Source organism: Pseudodesulfovibrio pelocollis, assembly GCF_030282845.1.
GTDB lineage: Bacteria > Desulfobacterota > Desulfovibrionia > Desulfovibrionales > Desulfovibrionaceae > Pseudodesulfovibrio > Pseudodesulfovibrio pelocollis.
The window spans coordinates 41,892-64,407 of the sequence record NZ_JASTWE010000018.1; the positions used below are offsets into that span (position 1 = coordinate 41,892).

Sequence of the window (22,516 nt, forward strand, 5' to 3'; positions counted from 1 at the left end):
TCAGAACTCCAGGATTTCACCGGTCATTCCGGCAAGATACCGGATATTTGTGTAAAACGCGCCCTCCCTGCCCGAGACCGTGCCCTCAAGAACCAGCTCGTCGAGAAAGCGCAGGCCGCGCGCCTTGGCCTCGTCAAGGTCGGTGCCCCAGACAATGGCCAGGGCGAGGTTGGGGTCGTACTCCATGGGAATGTCGTAAGGCGCGTCCGGCGGCACCTGGGTGAAGACCCGGAGCCAGTCGTGCTCCTGCCAGGAAAGACGGGTGACAGTCCCGGCGCAGGGGGTGAAGCGGTTGTCGGTGTTCTCGGCCACGATGCGGTACTCGATGCCGACCCCCTCAAAGGCGATGTCTTCCTGGGAATAGCCCAGGGACTGGCCAAGGGCGAGGCGTATCTGCTCGGTGATGATGTCCACGGGCTGGCCCTTCACACGCGAGATCACGGCCGAGACACCGTTTTCCACCTGGATGCGCGTATTGACCTCCATGAGGAAGGGCTCGCCCCTAGGGGTGACGATCCACTCCCAGGTGCCCACGTTGTCGTACCCGGCCTCCCGGGCCATGGCCAGGGAGTAGTCGGTGATGTCGGCCAGGGTCCTGGCCGCGTCAAAGGTGTAGGGCACGACCCCGGGCGCGAAACCGGGGGCCACCTCCACCCTCTTCTGCTTGCCCGTGCTCTGGATGGAACAGTTGCGCGTGCCGAAATGGACGTGGTTCCTGCCGCCGCGCTCGGAGACCACCTGCACCTCCAGGTGGTTGAAATCAAAGATGCGCTGCTCGATGAGCACGCCCTCGTCGCCGAAATTGCGCTTGGCGTAATTGCGGATGCGCCGGAACACGGAGCGGAACTCGTCGAAGCTGCCCACCTCCTCAATGCCCATGCCCCCGCCGCCCGCCGAGGCCTTGACCATGATCACACCGTCGATGATGCCCTGAGTCGCCTGGAACTCGAAGAGGCTGGCCGCTATCTCGTCGGCCTCCATCTCGCTGTACACCGGCCTGTCCGAACCGGGCACGGTGGGCACGTCCAGGCTGCGGGCGATGCGCTTGGTGTTGATCTTGTCGCCCAGGTCGCGGATGACCCACCACGACGGGCCGATGAACTCCATGGGCCGGTCACGGCGCACCACCCGGCGGGCGAAGCGGAAATCCTCGGCAAAGAAGCCGTAGCCCGGATGCACGGCCGTGGCTTTGGCCGCATCGGCCACGGCGAACAGCTCGTTGGCGTCGAGGTAGGAGTGGATGCGATAGACGGCTCCCTCGCCGCCCAGTTCCCGGGCCAGCCTGACGTGGCCGCTGTGGACATCCTCAGGCGTGTGGACGCAGACAAAGTCGAGGCCGAGCCCCACGCAGGCCCGCATGACCCGCATGGCGATCTCGCCCCGGTTGGCGATAAGAACCTTGTGCCCGGTTCCAGACATAGGCGACCGGTCAGCCTTCCTGCTCGCGCTGTTTCTTGCGCAGTTCGATGAGCCGCTTTTGCACCTCAAGCACGAGCTTGTCGAGCTTGACCTGCTTCTGGCGCTCAAGGTCCACGAAGTTGATGCCCACGATGCCGTTGTCGAGCACGCGCATGACCTGGGCCGTGGCCGCGGCGAGGAATATCTTCTTGCTGATGAGCAGATCGACGTCCAGCGGCTGCCCCTCCTTGAACCCCTTGGCCGGATCAAGGACGGCGAACCCTGTGGCGCTCAGGTCCTTGACCTCGAAGACTTTGTCAAGGGCCGGAAATCGCGCTGTCAGGCCGGGAACCTTGGTTCGGAAAGCCTTGCGGAGCTGATCGTCGCCGCTTGGTATGTCTAAGTCGAATCCCATATCCCCCCCGATGGTTGCATTCACGATTCGTCAGGCCGGAAGCCTAATTGCCGGTGACCCGTTTTTCAAGCACGAACTCCACCCGCCGGTTCCTGGATCGATACTCCTCGGACGTGTTTGGATAGATGGGGTTGAGGTAGGCCAGCCCAGTGGCGGTCAGCCGGGTGGATTCGATGCCCATGTCCAGCAGCTGGCGCAGCACATTGACCGCACGCAGGGCCGATATCTCCCAGTTGTCCACGAAACGCGAGTTCTTGCTGGGATTGATATTGTCCGTGTAGCCGATGATCTTGATGTTCTGGTCGCGGTGCTGGATGAAGAAATCCTTGAGCGCGGCGACCACCTCGACGCCCCGGGGCGATAGGGCCACCTGACCCGAGCCGAACATGACGTCGCCCGGCACCCGCAGGGTGATGACCCCGTCCTCGAAGTTGGCCGAGACCAGCCCCTCCACGCCCTTCTTGGTTTGCAGGGTCTTGACCTCGGCGAACACCTTGCGCTGCGACTCGATGATCTGGCGGCGCATGATGGCCTGATCAATGAGCACCCCGGCCTCTTCCTGGGTGATGCGGCTGGTGGAAATCTTGTCGAGCTTGCCCTGCAGGGCCTGGGTCACGGACGAGAAGGTCTTGGAAAACTTCTCGGTATCCAGGGTGGACATGGAATACAGCAGCACGAAAAAGACGAGCAGGAGCAGGGCCAGATCGGCCAGGGTCGTCAACCACTCCGGGCCGGAATCGTCCTCTTCCTCGCGGATGCCAAGGATGTCCTCGTAGTTTTCGCTCATCAGCGTGTCTCGCGCTCGTGCGGAGCCAGGAACGACGACAGCTTCTCGTACACGAGCCTGGGGTTGTTGTTCTCCAGGATGGACTTGGCCCCCTCGAAGATGACCTCAAGGTGCAATTGTTCCTGTAGGGTCCGCGCTTTGAGCTTGGCCGCCATGGGGATGAAGATCAGGGTGGACATGGCGCTGCCGTAGAAGGTCGTCAGCAGGGCCACGGCCATGGCCGGGCCGATGGACTTGGGATCGTCGAGCTGCGACAGCATCTGGACCAGACCGATGAGGGTTCCCATCATTCCGAAGGACGGGGCCAGCGCGGCCAGCCGCTTGAACACGTCCTGCCCCACCTGATGCCGCCTGCGCATGGAGCTGATCTCGATGGCCAGGGTGGTGCGGATCAGGGCCGGGTCGGCGTTGTCCGCGATGAGCTGGCAGGATTTCTTGAGGACCATGTTCTCGGTCTGGACGTTCTCCAGGGCCACCAACCCCTCTCGGCGGCTGATCTCGGCGACCTTGACCATGATGTTGACCACGTCGCGGACCTTGGTCTTGCGCTGCACGAACATCTTGAACCCGGCGTTGAAGCCCTGTATGACCTCTTCAAACGGGAAAGCCACCATGATGGAGGCCAGCGTTCCGCCGAAAACGATCATCATGCCGGGAACGTTGATGAAGACATCGACAGCCCCGCCGATGACGATGGCGCCGATGATGAGTGACAATCCGACGGCGAGGCCAAGTAGCGTCACGATATCCATAATATCTGCCAGTCCTTGGGTTCTGTTCGGTCGATCAGTGGGCAACCTGTCCCCGATCCGGCCCGCAGTGCTCGCCGGATATGGGGAGTCCGCATGAAATACCATGAGATGGTACGACAGTCTGCCGCATACATACACGAAAAGCTAGGCAAAATTCAAGCCGGGAGTGCGGGGCTTGTCACCGGCACCGGCCTGGGCGGGCTGACCGAGGCCATGGAGAACCAAAAAAGCCTATCCTACGGCGATATTCCCGGCTTTCCGGTCTCCACCGTGGCCAGCCACGCGGGCCGTCTCGTGGTGGGCACCGTCGAGGGAACGCCGGTCATCGCCCTGCACGGCCGCCACCACCTCTACGAAGGGTTCGACGCCCGACAGGCGACCCACGCGGTGCGCACCCTGGGCGAGATGGGCGTGGGCGTCCTGATCCTGACCAACGCGGCGGGCGCGCTCAACCCCTCCTTTGCCACGGGCTCGCCCATGCTCATCGAGGACCACATCAACCTGACCGGCACCACCCCGCTGCGCGGCGACAACCACGAACCCTGGGGGGAGCGCTTCCCGGACATGTGCGAGGTCTACGATTCCCGGCTGCGCCGACTGGCCGTGGACAAGGCGCTGGCCCTTGGCATACGCCTCGAACGGGGCGTCTACATGCAGGTCATGGGTCCGAACATGGAGACCCCGGCCGAGACGCGCATGTACCGCGCCATGGGCGCGGACGCCATCGGCATGTCCACCTGCGTGGAGGCCATCGCCGCCCGGCACATGGGCATGCGCCTACTCGGCCTCTCCTGCCTGACCAACAAGAACCTGCCCGACTGCATGCAGGAGGCGTCCCTGGAAACCGTCATCGCCCGGGCCGGGGAGGCGTCTGCGGCCCTGTCTGCCCTGATCAGGGCAATCCTAAAGGAAATCCGAGAGTTGACCGATGAGGCTTGAGAACCACCACGCGACCGGCTCCCGGCACGCGCGGTCAACGACAACCAGCGGGCATCGCATGCACAAGACATCCCTCGTTTTTCTCGTCCTGGCTGTCCTCCTCTCGGCCCAGGGCTGCGGCAACAGGTTCTGGGAGGACACCAAGCGTGCCACGGGCAAGACCTACGACTACGTCTTCGACACCGCGCCCACATCCCGCTCTTTCCACGACCAGGCCGCCGTGCCCATCGAGGAGATCAACTTCCGGGCTGCCAACGTGCTCTACGCCAACGTCGGCAAATACGAGCTGTCGTCCAGATCGCCGATCTACGCCAAGCGGTTCACGAACCACGACGACCCGACTGACACGACCATCTTCGGCACCGTGGTCATGGAGCAGGTGGTGGACAGACTGGTGCAGCGCGGCATGGTCATCACCGGCGGCGACCCCAAACCCACGGACTACTTCCTGCCCAAGGGAATCGAGCCCGAGAAATACGCCAAGCCGACCACGGGCAGCCTCGAACACCTGCCGCCACGGGCGGCCATGCTCTCCGGGGCCTATGTCATCGGCGACAACTTCGTCTATGTTTCCGCCAAGATCACCCGGCTCGACGACCGGGCCGTGATCTCGGCCCACACCTGGACAATCCCCATCACGGACAACGTCCGCCAGCTCCTGCCCCAATTGCGCAAGGACGACGGGCTCGACCCCACGGTCAAGACCTCCTTCAACTAGACCCGTAGCAAGCGAAAGGGGCACCGGTCGCCCGGTGCCCCTTTTTATTCGCCATCGTATCAAACGCTAGTCGCGCTCGGAGTCTTCCACGCGCCAGACTTCTCCGGCGTCGTCGCCCCATTCCTTTTTGGCCAGCCGGTGGCCGAGGTTGAAGGCCTTGACGTTCACGGCCCGAATCTTGGCCGGGAGCGAGGACTCCAGGCTCTTGCGCATGACCGACTGGCTGATGAACGGCAGCAGGTGCGAAAGAGCACCCAGGACCACGGTGTTCATGGCCTGGGCCACCCCCACCTTGTCGCGGGCCAGGCTGGTGAAGGGCAGGCCGAGGAAGCGGTTGGTGGGCGGCTGTTTGACCAGATCGGACTCCAGCACCAGAGCGCCGCCCGGCTTGAGATAGGGATAGTAGGCGTTGCACGCCTCCTGGGAGAGGGCCACCAGCAGGTCGAGGCTCTCGGCCTTGGGATAGCTGATGGGCTCGGAGCTGATGACCAGATCGCACCGGCTGGACCCGCCTCGCGCCTCGGGGCCGTAGCTCTGGGTCTGGGTGACGTTGTATCCGTGGCCCAGGGCGAGTCCCTGGCCCATGACCCTGCCCAGGGTGATGATGCCCTGGCCGCCAAGGCCGGAGAAGCGGATCTCGAAACGGTGGAGTTGCTGCTGCTGTTTCATCACTTGCCCCCCTTGGCCCGCATCTGCGCTTGCAGGGACAGGTAGCGCTCCTCGAATCCCGAACGGTCCTCGGCCACGAACACGCCGATGGGCAGCCGGTCGGTCCGCTGCTCTTCGGTCATTTCTTCATAGCGATCAATGGGCACGGCGGCCTTCTTGAGCCACTTGTACATGTCCACCGGGGTCTTGTAGCGATTCTTGCGGCCGTACTGGGTGTGGCAGGGCGTGATGGCCTCCACCACGCTGAAACCGGGCCGGGAGATGGCCTCGACCATGATCTTCTCGAGCCGCTTGACGTGAAAGACCGTGCCGCGCGCCACATAGTTGGCCCCGGCCCCCCTGGCCAGCGCCACGGTGTCGAAGCTGGCGTCGAGCTGGCCGTAGGGGTTGGTCATGGTGGTCGATCCCTCGGGCGTGGCCGGGGAGCTTTGCCCGCCGGTCATGCCGTAGATGTTGTTGTTGAGGATCAGGGCGGTGACGCCGATGTTGCGCCGGGCCGCGTGGATCAGGTGGTTGCCGCCGATGGAGAGCGCGTCGCCGTCGCCCATGATGCAGATGACGTTGAGCTTCGGGTTGGCCATCTTGATGCCGGTGGCAAAGGTCAGGGCACGGCCGTGGGTGGTGTGGACCGTGTTGAAGTCCACATACACGGCCAAGCGGCCCGAACAGCCGATGCCCGCCACGATGACCACGTCGTCCTTGGGAATGGCCAGCGTGTGGATGGCCCGGATGAGGGTGCCCAGCACGATGCCGTGGCCGCACCCGGCACAGAGCACGTGCGGGAACTTCTTGTTGTGCCGCAGATACTGGTGGATGATCTCGTTGCCTGTGATTTCGTTCATCTGGCTACCCCTGCATGATGACCTTGAGGATTTCCGAGGGAGTGACGATCTGGCCGTCGATGCGGTTGATGGTCCTGACCGAGGCCCGGCCCATGTTGACGCGCTTCACCTCGCGGGACATCTGGCCCATGTTCATCTCGGGCACCACAAGGGTGCGGGCGTGGGCCAGCACCTTTTCGGTCTGCCTGCGCGGATAGGGGAACAGGGTCTTGAGCTTGAGCAGCCCGGCCCGCACGCCGTTTTCGCGCGCCTGACGCACGGCCAGCTCGGCCGAACGGGCCACGCTGCCGTAGGCGATGACCACCACATCGGCATCGGCGGTCTCGATGGTGTCCACCAGTTGGATGTCGTAGAAGAACTGGTCGATCTTCCGGTGAAGACGCTCCAGGAGTTCCACGATCTCCTCGGGCCGCTGGGTGGGGAACCCGTTGCGGTCGTGGACCAGCCCGGTGACGTGGAAACGGTAGCCCGAGCCCAGCGGCGGCATGGGCGGCACGCCGCGCACTGTCTCCTCGTAGGGCTTGTACCACTCGGGCGGCATGCTCGGCACCGTGCGCGAGAAAACCTCGAACTCGCCGGGATTGGGAATCTCGATCTTCTCGCGGGTGTGGGCCGTGACCTCGTCGAGCAGCAGGATGACCGGGGTGCGGTACTTCTCGGCCATATTGAAGGCCGTGATGGTCATGTCCAGACATTCCTGCACATTGGATGCGGAGAGCACGATGATGGGGTGGTCGCCGTGGGTGCCCCAGCGCGCCTGCTGCACATCGCCCTGGGCCGGGCTGGTGGGCAGCCCGGTGGACGGCCCGCCGCGCATGACGTTGACCAGAACCATGGGCGTCTCGGCCATGATGGCGTAGCCCAGGTTCTCCTGCATCAGCGAGAAGCCGGGGCCGGAGGTGGCCGTGAGCACCTTGCGCCCGGCCAGGGATGCGCCGATGATGGCCCCCATGCTGGCGATCTCGTCCTCAAGCTGAATGAACACGCCATCCTCGGTAAGGGGCAGCCGGGCGGCCATGATCTCCATGATCTCCGAGGACGGGGTGATGGGATAGCCGCCGTAGAAGGAACAGCCCGCCAACAGCGCGCCCTCGACCACGGCCTCGTTGCCCAGCGCGAAGATTTCCTTGCGTTTTCTCGGTCTGGCCATGGGTTACTCCCCCTTGTCCGTTGTTTTGGCGGAACGACGCCTGGGGAGCTTGTCCGCCTCCACGAAATCCTTGTCCTGGACCACGATGGCGAAGTCGGGACAGTGCAGCTCGCAGAATCCGCAGCGGATGCAATCCTGCTCACGCACCACGGTGGCCTTGCCCTGGCTGCTCAACTCCAGCACCCTGCCCGGGCAAAACTCGACACAGATGCCGCACCCCTTGCACCAGTCCGGGTATACGGTGATCTTGCTCTTACCCTTTTTCTTGTTGGCCATAGCTCCTTCCAACGCTTGACAGCCCTGGGCGGGCGAACCGCCCGCAGTTCATGAACGCACTGACATCACCCCGGAATATCAGGGCAATATCACCACAACCCGACACAGACGCCTCCCCCTGCCGCCCTCAAAGGGTTGGCCATGAGATCGGCAACAAAAAGAAACAGATACGCCAGGAGCCGGGGGCCGACAGAATAAGCGTCGGCAACACCGGCCCCGGGGCGACGTTTCTCCACCCGTATACGAAGAAAAAGAAGAAATCTAGGAAAACTCCCGGGCAATTATGCACAGGGCATTGACCACGCTGGCAGCCAGGGCGGACCCGCCCTTGCGTCCCTCGATGGCGATGAAGGGCACCGGGCGGCTCATGAGCAGCGCCTTGGACTCGGCAGCGTTGACAAAGCCCACGGGCATGGCCACCACCAGGGCCGGGGCAGGCATGCCCGCGTCCAGGTGCTCCACCAGCCGGATGAGGGCGGTGGGCGCGTTGCCCACCACGAAGATGTCGGGATGAATCTCGTCCACAGCCACATCCACGGCTGCCGTGGCCCGGGTGATGTTTTCGGCTTTGGCCCGGGCGACCACCCGCCCGTCGTTCATCAGGCAGTGCACGGTCGCGCCCAGGGGTTCGAGCCGACGCACCGGGATTCCCTGCCGGGCCATCTCGGTATCGGTGACAATTTTCGCCCCGGCACGCAGCGCCTGAAGCCCGGAGTGGACCGCATCGGGATGAAAACGGACCAGTTCGAGCAGCTCGAAATCCGCCGTGGTGTGAATCATGCGGCGCACGATCTGCCATTTATCACCGGAAAAAAGACGCGGTTTCGGTACCTCGGCGTCGATGATTCGCAGAGATTCGGCTTCGATTTCGTCCGGGGAAAAGAAATTCTGGAGCGGAAAATCCATCAAAAACCCTCCGGGTTTTTGGCGGAAACGATACCCACAGAGGCCGATGCGCCGATGCGATTGGCCCCGGCTTCGAGCATGGACAGCGCCTTTTCATAGGTGGATATGCCTCCGCTGGCCTTGACGCCTACCTCTGGCCCCACTGTGACGCGCATGAGCCGGACAGCCTCCACCGTAGCCCCGCCCGGACCGAATCCGGTACTCGTCTTGACGAAAACCGCGCCGGAATCCACGCAGATTTTGCACGCCAGAACGATTTCAGCATCGCCAAGCAAGGCGGTTTCGAGGATGACCTTGACCGATGCCCCCTGCGCTGCCTTGACCACGGCAGCCACATCCTCGGCCACGAGGGCGTGATCGCCGTCCTTGAGGGCGCCGAGGTTGAGGACCATGTCGATCTCCCGCGCGCCCTGCTCCACGGCCATGGCCGTTTCCAGCGCCTTCACGCCCGAGGGCGAGGCACCCAGGGGAAAACCGACCACCGACACCGGCACAGGCGACTCCCCGGCCAGCCGACGGCTGACATGGCCGACGCGCGCGGAGTTCACGCACACCCCGTAGAAGCCGAAACGCACGGCCTGGGAGCAGAGTTCGTCCAGCTCCCGGGCCGTGGCATCGGACTTGAGCAGCGTATGATCAATGAAACGGGCGAGCTTTTCCTGAGTCAAGACCACCTAGCGCCCCCTGGCCTGATAGCGCGACAGGTGGGCCTCCATGCGTCGGCTGATGGATGTCAGCACGTAGCAGATACAGAAATAAAGCGCGGCAATGGTGATCCATATCTCGAAGGAGGCGACCATCTCGCGGTTGTCCACCTGGACGCCGGTGCGAGTCAGCTCGTTGACGCCGATGACCGAGGCCAGGGAGGTATCCTTGGTCAGGGAGACGAACTGGTTGACAAAGGACGGGATCATGTTGCGCAAGGCCTGGGGCAGGATGACGTAGCGCATGGCCTGATAGCGGGAGAGCCCGGAGCCGCGCGCGGCCTCCATCTGCCCACTGGGGAGAGCCAGCACACCCGCGCGCACGATCTCGCCGATGTAGGCACCGGTGAAGATGATGAAGCAGACGAGCGTGGTCGAGAAGGCGGGCAGTGACTTGCCGAGCACCACCGGGGCCAGGAAGAAGAACCAGAAGATGAGCAGCAACAGCGGCATGCCGCGTATCACTTCAATGTAAGCCACGGCCGGATACTTGATCCACCACCGCTTGGACAGGCGCATCAGCCCGGCCGCAAGGCCGATCCAGAAAGCGCCCAGGATGCCGAAAAAGGCCAGGATGATGCCTGCGGCCATGCCGCCCACATCGTGGACAAAGGGAAACACCCCGTCCACGGAAGCGCGCCCCCAGAGGAAATAATCAAAGTTGTCTATGACGACGTTCCAATGCATGCCCGGCCTCCCCTAGTAGCTGACCTGGATCAAGAAGTGCTTGTTGTACATATTGATGCAGAAGGACACGAAGAGCGAGATGACCAGGTAGATCAGCAGGGCTGCGGAAAAAGCCTCGAATGGCGCGCCATAGTAGGACTCCACCTGGCTCGCCATGAACATCAACTCGGTCACGCCGATGACCATGCACAAGGATGAGTTCTTGATCAGGTTGAGGGACTGGGAAATGAGCGGCGGAACAACGATGCGCAGGGCCTGCGGCAGAATGACGTACCGGTAGGCCTGGATGAACGAGAGCCCCACCGAGCGGGAGGCTTCGAGCTGCGTCTTGGGAATGGAGAAGATGCCCGAGCGGATCTCCTCGGCGATGAAGGCGGAGGTGTACACGGTCAGGGCAATGACGCCGGTGATGAACTCCACGTTGAAGAGCATCCATTGGCCCGCGAACTCGTGCCCGAACAGGGTGAATGGGCCGGGAAACCAGTGATAGAGCGCATTCATCCACTTGTTGATGGATGCGGGAATGACGAAATGGGATGCGTTGTACCAGAAGAATATCTGCACCAAAAGCGGCGTATTCCGGAAAAATTCGGTGTAGGCGAGGCTGAACCATTGCAGCAGGCGAAACGGCGTCATCCGAAAAACGCAGATGATGATGCCAAGCAGCATGGAGCAGACAAGGGAAATGGACGCGATCTGCAATGTGGTGACAAACCCCTCCCACATCCAATGGGCGGGCTCGCCGGAGAGCATGATCTTCCAATTGAAGTTGTAAGACAAGGCGGTATCCGTCGGTTATGGGTCAGAAAAACGGGAAAGTCCGGGAGTGCCGAGGCACTCCCGGACGGACGAATCAGGCCGTAATTACATGGGCCACAGCTCCATCTGCCAACCGGCGGGCAGATCGTAACCCATCCACTTCTTGAAGGTCGCATGATAGGTGCCGTCGAGCCACATCTCGTTGAGGCACAGGTTGACGAAGTCGCGGAACTTGGATTCGTTCTCGGGAACGCCGAGGCCGTAAGGCTCGGAGGAGAAGAACTCGCCGACGATCTCCCACTTCTCGGGATCGACATCGCCAGCCTTCAGGCCGGCCAGGATGCCGGAGTCGGTGGTCACGGCCACGACCTTGCCCTGCTTCAGAGCCATGAAGGCCTGCGGGTACTCGTCGTAGGAGATGACCTGGGAGGCGGGCTGGGCGTCCTTGATGTTCTTCTCGGAGGTGGAACCCTTGACGGTGCCGACCTTCTTGTTGGCCAGATCGGCGGTGGACTTGATGCCGGAGCCCTTCTCGACCAAGAGCTTCTGGCCATCCATGAAGTAGGTGATGGAGAAGTCTATCTGCTCGTCGCGGGAGAACTTGTGGGTCATGGTGGCGGCCACGATGTCCACGGCACCCTGCACCAGCATGGGGATGCGGTTGTTGGAGGTGACGACCTTGAACTGGATGTCCACGCCCAGCTTGTTGGCGATGTAGCGGACCACGTCGATGTCGAAACCGACCAGGTCCTTGGTGTTGGGATCAACGAAACCGAACAGGTTGGTGGAATCCCTGACACCGGCCACGAGCACGCCCCTGGCCTTGATCTCTTCGAGCTTGTTGGCGTGGGCGGCGGACACGCCGACGATCATGGTCAGAACCAGAGCCAATACGACTACCAAACGTTTCATACTTCCTCCTCTCTCTTTTCAAGTGCACAATCGGATATCGGACCTAAAGAATTTCCTTCAGGAAGTTCTTTGTACGCTGGTGCTGGGGGTTCTTGAAAAACTCATCGGGCGGGGCCTGCTCCACCACCACGCCGCCATCCATGAAGAGCACCCGGTCGCTCACCTCGCGGGCAAAGCCCATCTCGTGGGTGACGCAGAGCATGGTCATCCCCTCGCGGGCGAGATCCTTCATGACGTTAAGCACCTCGTTGATCATCTCGGGATCAAGGGCGGAGGTGGGCTCGTCGAAGAGCATGACCTTGGGTTTCATGGCCAGGGACCGGGCGATGGCCACCCGCTGCTGCTGCCCGCCGGAAAGCTCGGCCGGATACTTGTGGGCCTGATCGTGAATGCCCACGCGCTCAAGCAGGGCCAGGGCCAGTTCCTCGGCCGCGTCCCTTGGGATGCTCTTGACCTTCATGGGGGCCAGGGTGACGTTTTTCAGAACCGTGAGATGGGGATACAGATTGAACTGCTGGAAGACGATGCCGATTTCGGCGCGCAGGCTGTTGATGTTGATGTCCTTGTCGTGGATGTCCTTACCGTCGAAGAGGATTGTTCCCTTCTGGTATTCCTCCAGCCGGTTGATACATCGAATGAAGGTGGATTTTCCCGAGCCGGACGGCCCGCAGATGACCAGAACCTCCCCCTTGTTCACCGATTCGGTGATGCCCTGAAGGACGTGAAAATCGCCAAACCATTTATGCAGCTTCTGCACTTCAATCATTGCCATGTAGGATACTCCGCACGTGAATTGGGCAAAAAAAATGGACCCGAAAAGACTGCAAGCCCCCGTTGGCCAGGCTTTCCGGGCATCGTTTTCGCCTGTATCTTGTTATCCGAATCCACCTGAAAGTCAAGGCCCTTATCGTTTTACCGCAGCCGGGAACCCCTTCCAGAGTGATTTGCCGTTGCACAGAATCCTGCCACAGCGTATGAAACGACATCCCTTTTTCTCCCAATCCGCCTCGAACCGGAGCAAACATGACCAATACGCCACACTTTTGCCATCCCGGATCACTGCCGAAAAATCTTGCGCCCCGTTTCGCCGTGTCCGCCATGGGTCTGCTCTGCCTGCTGCTTGCCCTGGCCGGATGCGGCGGGGAAAAGGAAGCCGCGCACCGTCCGCCCGCCCCGGTGACAACCGTCCAGGCCAAGGCCATGGACACCCCGGTGACCATCAAGGCCGTGGGCAACGTCAAGGCATCCAACTCCGTGACCGTCAAATCACGCGTGGACGGCCACATCATGCGCATCCATTTCCTGGATGGCGACATGCTCACCGCCGGGCAGCTGCTCTACACCATAGACCCGGAAACCTACATCTACACCCAGCGGGGCGCCCAGGCCAGTGTGGCCAGCGACCGGGCCACCGCCGAGTACGCGCGCAAGGAATACCTTCGCTACAAGGATCTTTACGACCAGAACGTGATCTCCCGCGACGAGTACGAGGTCAAGCTCACCGCCTACGAGACCGCGCGCAAGGCCATGGAGGCGGATTCCGCCCAGGTGGATATCGCCAGCCGCAACGTGAAGTTCACCCAGATCACCTCGCCCATCAACGGCATGGCGGGCAGCACGCTTCTCGACGAGGGCAACCTTGTGGGCGCGGACAAGGACGAACTGGTGGTCATCAAGACCCTGGCCCCGGCCGACGTGCAGTTCTCGGTGCCCGGCTTTGAACTGCCTCGCATCCGGGCCGAATACGTGGACAACCAGCTGACGGTCCTGGCCACGCCTGCCCTCTCCGGGGCCGAGCCCGCCCGGGGCGTGCTCACCTTCATGGACAACTGGGTCAACCCGGACACCGGCATGATCAACCTCAAGGCGCGCTTCCCCAACCAGGATACCGCCCTGTGGCCCGGCCAGTTCGTGACCATCGACCTCATCCTCTCGATCAGGGAGAACGCGGTGCGCGTCCCGGCCCAGGCCGTGCAGCGCGGCCCGGACGGCAGGTACATCTTCGTTGTCGAGGATGGCAAGGCCAAGGTCAGGCCCGTGGTGCCCGGCCTGCGCGTGGACGAGGAGGTGGTCATCGACTCTGGCCTCGCCGCCGGGGAGACCGTGGTCGTCGAGGGCATGCTCCGGCTCTTCCCGGACGCGCCCGTGGCCATCAAAAACGCCCCTCCGGCGCCCGGCACTGACGCCAACGCCACCAAAGGCCAGGAGAACTCCTGATGCAGGTCACCGAACTCTTCATCCGCAGGCCGGTCATGACGGCCCTGACCATGCTGGGTCTGCTCTTCTTCGGCATCGTCTCCTACCTGCACATGCCGGTGAGCTACCTGCCAGCGGTAGAATTTCCCACCATCCAGGTCTCTGCCTCCATGTCCGGGGCCAACCCCAAGACCATGGCCTCCAGCGTGGCCTCGCCCCTTGAGCGCGAGTTCTCCTCCATTGCCGGACTCCAGTCCATGAGTTCGGTCAACTCCATGGGCTCCACCACCATCACCCTGCAATTCGACCTCGACCGCAACATCGACGGCGCGGCTCTGGACGTGCAATCGGCCATCGCCCGCGCCTCAAGCAACCTTCCCCAGGAGATCACCGACCCGCCGAGCTTCCAGAAGGTCAACCCGGCGGACACGCCCATTCTCTATCTCTCGGTGCGCTCGGAAATCCTGCCCATGTCCACGGTCAACGACTACGCCAAGACCTTCCTCACCCAGACCATCTCCATGATTCCCGGCGTGGCCCAGGTGCTCATCTACGGCGAAAAGCAATACGCCGTGCGCATCCGGCTCGACCCCCGCGAGCTGGCCTCGCGCAGCCTTGGCATCGACGAGGTCAGAGACGCCGTGGCCAAAGCCAACGTCAACCTGCCCCTTGGCACCCTGGAAGGGTCCGAACAGTCCCTCATGCTCGAAGACAACGGCCAGCTCCTCACGGCCGACGAATACCGCGACGTGGTGGTGGCCTATCGTGGCGGCCAGCCCGTGCGCCTGAGCGACCTCGGCCTGGTGGAGGACGGCGTCAAGGACGAGCGCTTCAGCTCCTGGCTCAACGACAAGCACAGCCTGACCATCGCGGTCAAACGCCAGCCCGGCACCAACACCATCGAGATAGTGGACTCCATCAGGCAGAAGCTGCCCTGGATCACCTCGCAGATGCCCGCGGCCATCACCCTCGACATCGTTCACGATAACAGCCAGTTCATCGAGGAGTCGGTCAACGACGTCAAATTCACCCTGGCCCTGGCCGTGGCCCTGGTCATCCTCGTGGTCTTCATCTTCCTGCGAAACATCGCCTCCACCTTCATCGCCTCGGTGGCCATCCCCTTCTCCATCGTCGCCACCTTCGCGGTCATGCACCTCATGGACTTCACCCTCGACACCTTCTCGCTCATGGCGCTGACCCTGTGCGTGGGCTTTGTCGTGGACGACGCCATCGTCATGATCGAGAACATCATCCGCCACCTGGAAATGGGCAAGACCCCCATGCAGGCGGCTCGCGACGGCGCAAGGGAAATCGGCTTCACCATCATCTCCATGACCCTCTCGCTGGCCATCGTCTTCGTGCCCATCATGTTCATGGCGGGCATCGTCGGCCGCGTGCTGCACGAATTCGCCACCACCATCACCGCGGCCATCCTCGTCTCGGGCGTGGTCTCCCTCTCGCTCACCCCAATGCTCGGCAGCCGGCTGCTCAAGAGCAAGACCCGCATCGCCGAGTCCGACCCCGTGTTCGACCGGCTCATGGGCTGGTACAAGGCCAGCCTGCACTTCTGCCTGCGCCACCGCGGCTCCACCATGATCGCCTCGGGCCTGCTCCTGTCGGTCACGGCCTGGGCCTTCATCGTCATTCCCAAGGGATTCCTGCCCAGCGACGACCAGGGGTTGATCATGGGCTTCACCCAAGCCCGCCAGGGCATCGCCTACGAGTCCATGGAGCGCCAGCAAAAGGATACCGTGCCCATCATCGGGGCCAATCCCGGCATCAAAAACCAGATCCAGATCATCGGCTACCCCCTCTCCAACCAGGGCATGATCGTGGCCCTGCTCAAGCCGGCCAGCGAGCGAAAGAGCCTGGACGAAATCCTCCGCGAACTCTGGGGGCCGGTCAATTCACTGCCGGGGCTGGAAGTCTTCCTGGTCAACCCACCCATGATCCCCATCGGCGGCAAGCAGGCCAAGGGCGACTACCTCTTCACCCTGCTCTCGCCCGACTCGGCCACCCTCTACGCCAGCGCCGAGCAGTTTGAAGTGGACCTGCGCAAGCATCCGCTGCTCACCGGCGTCAACAGCGACCTCCAGATCAGCACTCCCCAGGTCGAGATCGAGATCGACCGCGATCTGGCCAGCAGCCTCGGCGTCACGGCAAACGACATCGAAAACGCCCTGTTCACCGCCTACGGAGAACGCCAGATATCCACCATCTACACCGTGGTGGACGAGTACAAGGTCATCATGCAGCTCAAGCCCGAGTTCCAGCGCAACTCGGACGCCCTCTCCATGCTCTACATCCGCTCCGACGCAGGCAACCTCATCCGCCTTGATGCCCTGGCCAGGATCAAGGAAACCACCGGGCCGGTCACGGTCAACCACACCGGCCAGCTCCAATCCGTCACCTACGCCTTCAGCGGCAAACCCGGCACCTCCATGGGCCAGATCACCCAGGCCGTGGAGGCGTTGGCCCACGAAAAGCTCCCCCAGACCGTGAGCACCATCTTCGAGGGCACGGCAGGTGCCTTTGCCGAATCCATGAACTCCCTCTACTTCCTGCTCTTCATCGCCATCGTGGCCATCTATATCCTGCTCGGCAGCCTCTACGAATCCTTTATCCACCCCCTGACCATCCTCTCGGGCCTTCCCTCCGCGGCCTTTGGGGGCCTGCTCACCCTCATGCTCTTCGGTTACGACCTCGACCTCTACGGCATGGTCGGCATCATCATGCTCATCGGCATCGTCAAGAAGAACTCCATCATGGTCGTGGATTTCGCCATCGAAGCCGAGAAAACAGGCCTCACCCCGCAAGAGGCCGCCTTCCAGGGCGCGACCATCCGGTTCCGGCCCATCATCATGACCACTCTGGCCGCCATCATGGGCGCCATGCCCATCGCCCTGGGCTTCGGCGCGGGCGCGGAAATCCGCCGCCCCCTCGGCCTGGCCGTGGTCGGCGGCCTCGCCTTCTCCCAGATCGTCACCCTCTACCTCACGCCCATCTTCTACACCTACATGGACGAATTCCAGCGCTGGCTCGACGCCCGCACCGCGCAACCAGAGGACGCCCCGGGAGAATCCGCGTGAGTGGATGACTGATGCCTCCGGCGGCCGGGCTCTGCCCGGACCCGCCAGGGGCCTGGACCCCAAGCGAGCCTCCGGCTGTCAAGAAGCCGCGAGAAATGGAAACGGGCCGCCCATCCTTCGGGATGGGCGGCCCGTTTCCATTTCTCGCGGCGTGGGGGCTGAAAGAATCTTTGGTAGGCGCGGCCCGTTCAGCCGCGCCTGTAATCCTACTGCCCGGTCCCCGTCAGTGACCGAAGGGAATCAAGCGACAGTTCACTGTCTATTCTCTTTCCTTCCACAACCAGCCATTCTCGAACAACGATCCCAGTTGCTTCATGAATCCTCATCCCACGAAAGCAAAAAGGCCCGCTCTTTCGAGCGGGCCTTGGAGTGACGGGAATACCGAACCTACTTGTTCTGGTAGTTCAGCTTGGTCTCCAGGGGGAAGACCGGCAGATAGCGGTAGCTGAGACTCAAGACCAGGAAGCCGTAGGCGACGATCATCAGCGAGGTGGCGTACTCGACCCAGTTGGCGTAGTACACATGCCAGCTGTCAAAGGGCATGACCGGATGCGCCAGCGACTGGACCGTGAACACATAACGGTTGATGCACACGCCGATACAACCGAGGATGGCGGCCGTGTAGAGCATCGCGGGCCGGTTTCTGATGGACGGCGTCACCAGCATGATGGCCGGGACAACACCGCACACCACAAGCTCGGTCCAGAGCATCCACTTGCCGTAGGCAATGCCGTAGAACATCTCGTCAAAGGTCAATCCCACGGTAGGCAGGTAGCCGACAGCCCAGGCCCAAGTGTCCAGGATCTTGAAGAACATGTAGACACAAAGCATGGAGCCGGCGATCTTGCCCATCAGGGCCTTGGTCTTGAAGTCCACCAGCTTCTTGCCCGTGAGCTTTTCCATGAAGGTGGCGACCAGGACGGTGAAGACCGGGCCGGTGCCAACAGCGGAGAGCACGAACAGGAAGAAGGTCCAGGGCCAGATGAAGAAGCCCTCGCGGAAGGCGTAGGGGCGACCGATGAGGACGCCGTACATGCCGCCCAGCGAACCCTGGTGGAAGGTGGACAGGAAGGCGCCAAGGCCTGCGAACAGAGCCATGTTGACGTGCATGTTGTGCGCCAGCGCATGGATGAAGGGAATCTTGTTCAGCTGCTTCTGCTCCAGGATCAGCGGGACGAACTCGATGATCAGGACGGTGCAGTAGCAGGTGATGCAGAAGATGACTTCCGTCAGCATGGAGTGGACGTTCGGATGCCAGTAGCCGAACCATGCGCGGCCCGGCTGGCCGATGTCGAGCGTCAGCACCAGCATGGCGCCGGAGTAGCAGATGAAGCCGACGATGACCGTCAGGTTGATGATCTTCTCAAGCTGTTTGATCTTGAGGATGTATTTGAGGAACCCCGTGAAGAACGCGCCAGCGCCCAAGGCGATGACGGCGAGGTCAAAGGTGATCCACGCGCCGAACCCGAAGTAGTTGTCCAGTCCGGTGGTGCCGATGCCGTTGTAAAGCACCAGCACGGCACCATACAGCCCCCAGACCAAGACGCCGAGAATCGGCACCATCCAGAGGGCGAACTGGCCAAGCGAGCACCGCTGGACCCCTTCCGGGAAGAGTTTGCTATCCATTGCTCACCTCCTAGCCGTGATTGTTGGACGCAGCGCCGTCGCCGCCATTGTAGTTGTCGCCCTGCATGCGCACCCATTCGCGCTCGGTCATGTAGTAGACCTGGGGGTCCAGACCGAGTTTCTCGAGCAGGCGGAAGGATTTCTTGCTCTTGGCAAGCTCATACACCTTGTGCTCGGGATTGTTCAGATCGCCGAAGGTGATGGCCTTGGTGGGGCAGATTTCCGCGCAGGCCGTGTTGTACGCGCCGTCGGCAAGGTCCATGGGGTCGGAGCCCTCGGCCCGGGCCTTGTTCTTGGCGTCCAGGTAGCGGCTGTGGCAGAAGCTGCACTTCTCGACCACGCCGCGCGGACGCACCGAGGCGTTGGGGCTCAGTCCCTTGTCCATTCCCTCGGGCCAGAGGGGATCCCACCAGTTGAAGTACCGGGCGTGGTAGGGGCACGCAGCCATGCAGTACCGACATCCGATGCAGCGGGGGTAGATCTGGGAGACGATGCCACCTTCCTCGTTCTTGTCGGTGGCCACGACCGGGCACACGGGCACACAGGCAGGATGACCACACTGCATGCAGGGCCTGGGCAGGTACGCAACCTCGTGGTCCGGGAAGACCTTTTTGTTGGAGAGTTCGTACACGGTCATCCAGGTCAGGGTCCGCAGCTTGTTGGACGCATCGTCGCGATGCGTGGTCAGGGCCTGAACATAGTTATATGGGTCTTTCTTGGTCATGGGAGCGATATTGTTCTCCACCTGGCAGCCGACCATGCAGGCTCCGCAACCGGTGCACTTGTCAATATCAATGACCATGCCCCACTTGATTTTGAATTCTTTTATTTCCATGTCGGTTCCCCCTAGATTTTGGCGATGTTCACAGTGGAACCGGCCCATGTGGAGGTGCCGGTGGCAGCCTCCGAGCTCACCGTGAGAATCTTGTAGACATTATCGCCCTTGCCCTTCGAGAACTCGTCGCCCACGGTATGGCCCATGCCCAGGGGGGCGGCCACGACGCCGGGCAGGACGCCCTCGAATATCTGGACCAACGCCACGCACTCCCCGTTTCCACCGGAGAGCTTGACCTTGGTGCCGACATCCACGCCAAGCTTCTTGGCCGTGGCGGAAGCCATCATGACGACCATGTGGTCGCCGATGAGCTGGTTGTTGCTTATGGTGCAGGGGGCGTTGGGCGTGGTGGCCTGATTGGCCGTGCCCACGTTGAGCAGCGTGTAGGGGGCCAGGGCCACGGCTCCGGTGCCCTTGACGGGCACGGCGGCCTTGCCCAGCACGCTGGAGGCCAGGGTGACTCCGCCCACATCGGCCGAGCCGCCCGCCACATGGGCGGTGCCGGACATCAACCTGCGCTTGTTGGCGCCGATGGCGGACACCTTGGCGTCGAGCACCTCCTCGAAGGTCTCGAAACCGAGATCGACCAGACCGAGCACGAAGTCGCCAGCGTTCATGACATCAAGAGCCGGCTTGGAAACCGAGGCTCCGATGGTATAGGTGGCGACGGGCATGCCGTAGGGGCTGACCATGTCGTCGAACCGCTCGTAGGAGTGCGGGGTGGGCAGCACCAGGTCGGCGGCCGCCGTGGTCTCGGTCTCCACGCTGTCGAAGGCCACGGTGAATCCGGCCTTGACCTGCTCGGGCAGGGCGTAGACCGGGTTGGCCTCGTAGACCAGGAGCAGGTCCGCGCTGACGCCCTGAAGGATGTCCTTCTTGAGCATCTCGCTGCGGGACATGGCGGTGTCGATGGCCTTGTCGAACTCCGGCAGCACCGTCATGGCGCCGCCCAGGAGCAGGTTCAGGGCAAAGGCGGCCGCGTCGGCGGCTACGGAGCCAGCCGGAACGACCACGGGATTGCGGGCGGTGAGCAGGGTCCTGGCGAGGTCGGCCATGGTGTCGGCGGGAACGCCGGTGGTGGCCTCGACCTTGGCCGGGGTGTAGTTGCTCACGACCATGGACTTGAACTGCTCGAAGTCGGCGGCATCGACGGACCGGCCAGCCTGCATGACATAGTAGCAGATGCCCAGCGTGAAGGCGGCCATGCCCTCGGACGGGACCGGCACCCACTTGCTGGTAACGGCCGCAGTGCGGGTCTGCATCGGCCCGGCAAAGATGAACTTGCCGGAGTCGTTGGCGGCAAAGGCCTGCATGTTGGCGACGGTGGGTCCCCAGGACTCCAGGGCATCGGCACCGGCCAGCAGGACCACATCGGCCTTTTCGAGATCGTATCCGACCTGACCGGAACCGCCCATGAGGCCTGCCCACGCCTTGTCGGCCGTCTGCATTTCGCAGGGCATGGCGTAGAAGTCGTCGCTGCCCTGGTTGGTCAGCAGCGCCGAGAAGACCTCGTTGATGGTGCCGCTCTGGTCTCCGCTGATCACGGCGACCTTGCTGCCCGCCGCAGCGAGCTTTTCGGCCACTATCGTGCGCGCCTCGTCCCAGGATATTTCGGCTCCGTTGAGACGGGGAGCCTTGATCCGGGTCGGGCTGTACATGACCTGGACGCCGTTGGCGCACAGGGGGCAGATACCTCCGCCCGAAAGGGGGTTGTCCGCGTTGCCCTCGGTTCCGAAGGCTTGGCCCGCCACGGTGCGGACCTTCACGGCACAGCCGGATTCACACATTTTGGACACGGTGGGCAGACCCTTGACTTCCCCGTATTTCAGCGTGGGAATCCAGGGCCAATTCTGCGTCCAGATGGACACGTCGTCCAGGGCAGTCCAGACCGTCGGAGTAAAAAGGATACCGACGGACGCGCCCACACTCATCTGTATAAAAGCTCTGCGTGCTACGCTCATCTTCAGTTCCCCTTTACTTGTGGCAGGTGTAGCAGGCGTTGGACTGGCCCATGAGGGCATGGCACCGTTCACACTTCCACATCTTCATGGTCATCTTGCTGTAGCCGGACAGAATGTTCCGCTCAAGGGGCGGAAGGTCATTGCTCGTGTGGACATCCTTGAGATGGCACAGGTTGCAGTTCTGCTCCGCGGGCTCGTCAAAGACCGACTTGTCCACCACCCGTGCCAACTCGTTCTTCATCGAGGCCAGCTCGGCGATGTCGAGTTCGGCATGGGCCTGGTGGGAGAAGTAGACGTTGTCGGGCTGGTACTGGTAGTTCAGCCACGGCACTTCCTTGCCCTGGATGAGGTACTTGACGAGGTACTCACGCTCGGCCTGGATGTCCTCCTCGGACGCGGAGAGGATGCTGTCCTCAATGACGTCGAGCTTGGCCTGCATGATGGCTTCGTAGTCGTTGGGATCAATGCCCGCCTCGGCGATGGCCTCCATCGCCTCCTCGGGGTCAATCGCGTGACAGTCCTCGCACGCTTCGTTGGTGGGGAATCCGGAAAAGGAACCGTCATCCCGGAAATAGTGGCAGCTGTCACAGTCCAGCCCCTGGTCCTCCACATGAATGGCGTGGCTGAATCTGAACGGCTGCTCCACCTTCTTGAAGAACAGCCCAGGGATCACAGCCCACCCCAAAATGCAAGTGGCCAGGAAGCCGATGATGAAAGGGAGAACCCCTCCACACCGTTTCGATGATTTTCTTTCCTCCATAACCTCGCCCCATCACTCTGTAAGTTTAAGTGAAAATCACACATATTGAACAACGAACCCATACGGTACGGATTGATTTTCTGTCAAGAGAATATGAAAATTTTCACGAACTACCGGACATGGAAAACACCAATC

The 22,516-nt window shown here is 62.2% G+C and carries 22 protein-coding genes; 4 read left to right on the forward strand and 18 right to left on the reverse strand.

The features are described 5' to 3' along the window. Genes QQS14_RS08180 through QQS14_RS08195 form a run of 4 tightly spaced genes read right to left on the reverse strand, consistent with a single transcriptional unit; the run spans position 1 to position 3,352 of the window. On the reverse strand, positions 1-1,419 hold the full coding sequence (locus tag QQS14_RS08180; protein ID WP_285906490.1) for an ATP-binding protein: 1,419 nt from the start codon (positions 1,417-1,419) through the stop codon (positions 1-3). A gap of 10 nt (positions 1,420-1,429) precedes the next feature. Then, positions 1,430-1,813: a PilZ domain-containing protein gene (locus tag QQS14_RS08185; RefSeq protein ID WP_285906491.1), complete on the reverse strand. Its 384-nt coding sequence runs from the start codon at positions 1,811-1,813 to the stop codon at positions 1,430-1,432. Positions 1,814-1,856: 43 nt separating this feature from the next. Then, the gene (locus QQS14_RS08190; RefSeq protein ID WP_285906492.1) at positions 1,857-2,600 is read right to left on the reverse strand and encodes an OmpA/MotB family protein; all 744 of its coding nucleotides are present in this window, start codon (positions 2,598-2,600) and stop codon (positions 1,857-1,859) included. Then, a complete protein-coding gene (locus QQS14_RS08195) occupies positions 2,600-3,352 on the reverse strand; it encodes a motility protein A (protein ID WP_285906493.1) in 753 nt (250 codons plus the stop codon). Before QQS14_RS08195 ends, QQS14_RS08190 begins: the two co-directional genes overlap by 1 nt. A gap of 93 nt (positions 3,353-3,445) precedes the next feature. Here QQS14_RS08195 and QQS14_RS08200 point away from each other — a divergent pair, with 93 nt between their 5' ends. Together QQS14_RS08200 and QQS14_RS08205 are read left to right on the forward strand one after the other, a co-directional pair. Beyond that, positions 3,446-4,291, forward strand: coding sequence for a purine-nucleoside phosphorylase (locus QQS14_RS08200; RefSeq protein WP_285906494.1), 846 nt, complete (start codon positions 3,446-3,448; stop codon positions 4,289-4,291). A 58-nt stretch (positions 4,292-4,349) separates the two neighbouring features. Continuing rightward, positions 4,350-5,009: a FlgO family outer membrane protein gene (locus tag QQS14_RS08205; RefSeq protein ID WP_285906495.1), complete on the forward strand. Its 660-nt coding sequence runs from the start codon at positions 4,350-4,352 to the stop codon at positions 5,007-5,009. A 66-nt stretch (positions 5,010-5,075) separates the two neighbouring features. On the opposite strand, the gene QQS14_RS08210 is transcribed toward QQS14_RS08205, so the two are convergent. From QQS14_RS08210 to QQS14_RS08255, 10 genes are all read right to left on the reverse strand, one after another. After that, positions 5,076-5,678, reverse strand: a complete 603-nt coding sequence (locus QQS14_RS08210) for a 2-oxoacid:acceptor oxidoreductase family protein (protein ID WP_285906496.1) — start codon at positions 5,676-5,678, stop codon at positions 5,076-5,078. Further along, positions 5,678-6,520: a 2-oxoacid:ferredoxin oxidoreductase subunit beta gene (locus QQS14_RS08215; protein ID WP_285906497.1), complete on the reverse strand. Its 843-nt coding sequence runs from the start codon at positions 6,518-6,520 to the stop codon at positions 5,678-5,680. The genes QQS14_RS08210 and QQS14_RS08215 overlap by 1 nt, the downstream gene beginning before the upstream one ends. Positions 6,521-6,524: 4 nt before the next feature. Then, positions 6,525-7,670, reverse strand: coding sequence for a 2-oxoacid:acceptor oxidoreductase subunit alpha (locus QQS14_RS08220; RefSeq protein WP_285906498.1), 1,146 nt, complete (start codon positions 7,668-7,670; stop codon positions 6,525-6,527). Between the two features lie 3 nt (positions 7,671-7,673). Next, positions 7,674-7,946, reverse strand: a complete 273-nt coding sequence (locus QQS14_RS08225) for a 4Fe-4S dicluster domain-containing protein (RefSeq protein ID WP_285906499.1) — start codon at positions 7,944-7,946, stop codon at positions 7,674-7,676. Positions 7,947-8,207: 261 nt separating this feature from the next. Further along, a complete protein-coding gene (locus QQS14_RS08230) occupies positions 8,208-8,852 on the reverse strand; it encodes a precorrin-8X methylmutase (protein WP_285906500.1) in 645 nt (214 codons plus the stop codon). Continuing rightward, the gene (gene deoC, locus QQS14_RS08235; RefSeq protein ID WP_285906501.1) at positions 8,852-9,526 is read right to left on the reverse strand and encodes a deoxyribose-phosphate aldolase; all 675 of its coding nucleotides are present in this window, start codon (positions 9,524-9,526) and stop codon (positions 8,852-8,854) included. Before deoC ends, QQS14_RS08230 begins: the two co-directional genes overlap by 1 nt. Further along, positions 9,527-10,243, reverse strand: coding sequence for an amino acid ABC transporter permease (locus QQS14_RS08240; protein WP_285906502.1), 717 nt, complete (start codon positions 10,241-10,243; stop codon positions 9,527-9,529). A 12-nt stretch (positions 10,244-10,255) separates the two neighbouring features. Then, a complete protein-coding gene (locus QQS14_RS08245; protein ID WP_285906503.1) occupies positions 10,256-11,023 on the reverse strand; it encodes an amino acid ABC transporter permease in 768 nt (255 codons plus the stop codon). 84 nt (positions 11,024-11,107) lie between these two features. Further along, positions 11,108-11,914: an ABC transporter substrate-binding protein gene (locus QQS14_RS08250; RefSeq protein ID WP_285906504.1), complete on the reverse strand. Its 807-nt coding sequence runs from the start codon at positions 11,912-11,914 to the stop codon at positions 11,108-11,110. 43 nt (positions 11,915-11,957) lie between these two features. After that, the gene (locus QQS14_RS08255) at positions 11,958-12,686 is read right to left on the reverse strand and encodes an amino acid ABC transporter ATP-binding protein (protein ID WP_285906505.1); all 729 of its coding nucleotides are present in this window, start codon (positions 12,684-12,686) and stop codon (positions 11,958-11,960) included. 251 nt (positions 12,687-12,937) lie between these two features. On the opposite strand from QQS14_RS08255, the gene QQS14_RS08260 reads away from it, so the two are divergent. Then, on the forward strand, positions 12,938-14,131 hold the full coding sequence (locus QQS14_RS08260) for an efflux RND transporter periplasmic adaptor subunit (protein WP_285906506.1): 1,194 nt from the start codon (positions 12,938-12,940) through the stop codon (positions 14,129-14,131). Next, positions 14,131-17,199, forward strand: coding sequence for an efflux RND transporter permease subunit (locus QQS14_RS08265; RefSeq protein ID WP_285906507.1), 3,069 nt, complete (start codon positions 14,131-14,133; stop codon positions 17,197-17,199). The genes QQS14_RS08260 and QQS14_RS08265 overlap by 1 nt, the downstream gene beginning before the upstream one ends. 387 nt (positions 17,200-17,586) lie before the next feature. Here QQS14_RS08265 and qrcD read toward each other — a convergent pair whose 3' ends face one another. Genes qrcD through QQS14_RS08285 form a run of 4 tightly spaced genes read right to left on the reverse strand, consistent with a single transcriptional unit; the run spans position 17,587 to position 22,294 of the window. Further along, the gene (gene qrcD, locus QQS14_RS08270; RefSeq protein ID WP_285906508.1) at positions 17,587-18,825 is read right to left on the reverse strand and encodes a menaquinone reductase integral membrane subunit QrcD; all 1,239 of its coding nucleotides are present in this window, start codon (positions 18,823-18,825) and stop codon (positions 17,587-17,589) included. Between the two features lie 10 nt (positions 18,826-18,835). Beyond that, a complete protein-coding gene (gene qrcC / locus QQS14_RS08275) occupies positions 18,836-19,660 on the reverse strand; it encodes a menaquinone reductase iron-sulfur cluster-binding subunit QrcC (protein WP_285906509.1) in 825 nt (274 codons plus the stop codon). An 11-nt stretch (positions 19,661-19,671) separates the two neighbouring features. Continuing rightward, entirely contained in the window at positions 19,672-21,681 is a 2,010-nt protein-coding gene (gene qrcB / locus QQS14_RS08280) for a menaquinone reductase molybdopterin-binding-like subunit QrcB (RefSeq protein WP_345782790.1), read from the reverse strand. Next, complete coding sequence (locus QQS14_RS08285) at positions 21,635-22,294, reverse strand: cytochrome c3 family protein (RefSeq protein ID WP_425607919.1); 660 nt, start codon at positions 22,292-22,294, stop codon at positions 21,635-21,637. Before QQS14_RS08285 ends, qrcB begins: the two co-directional genes overlap by 47 nt. Positions 22,295-22,516 lie beyond the last annotated feature (222 nt).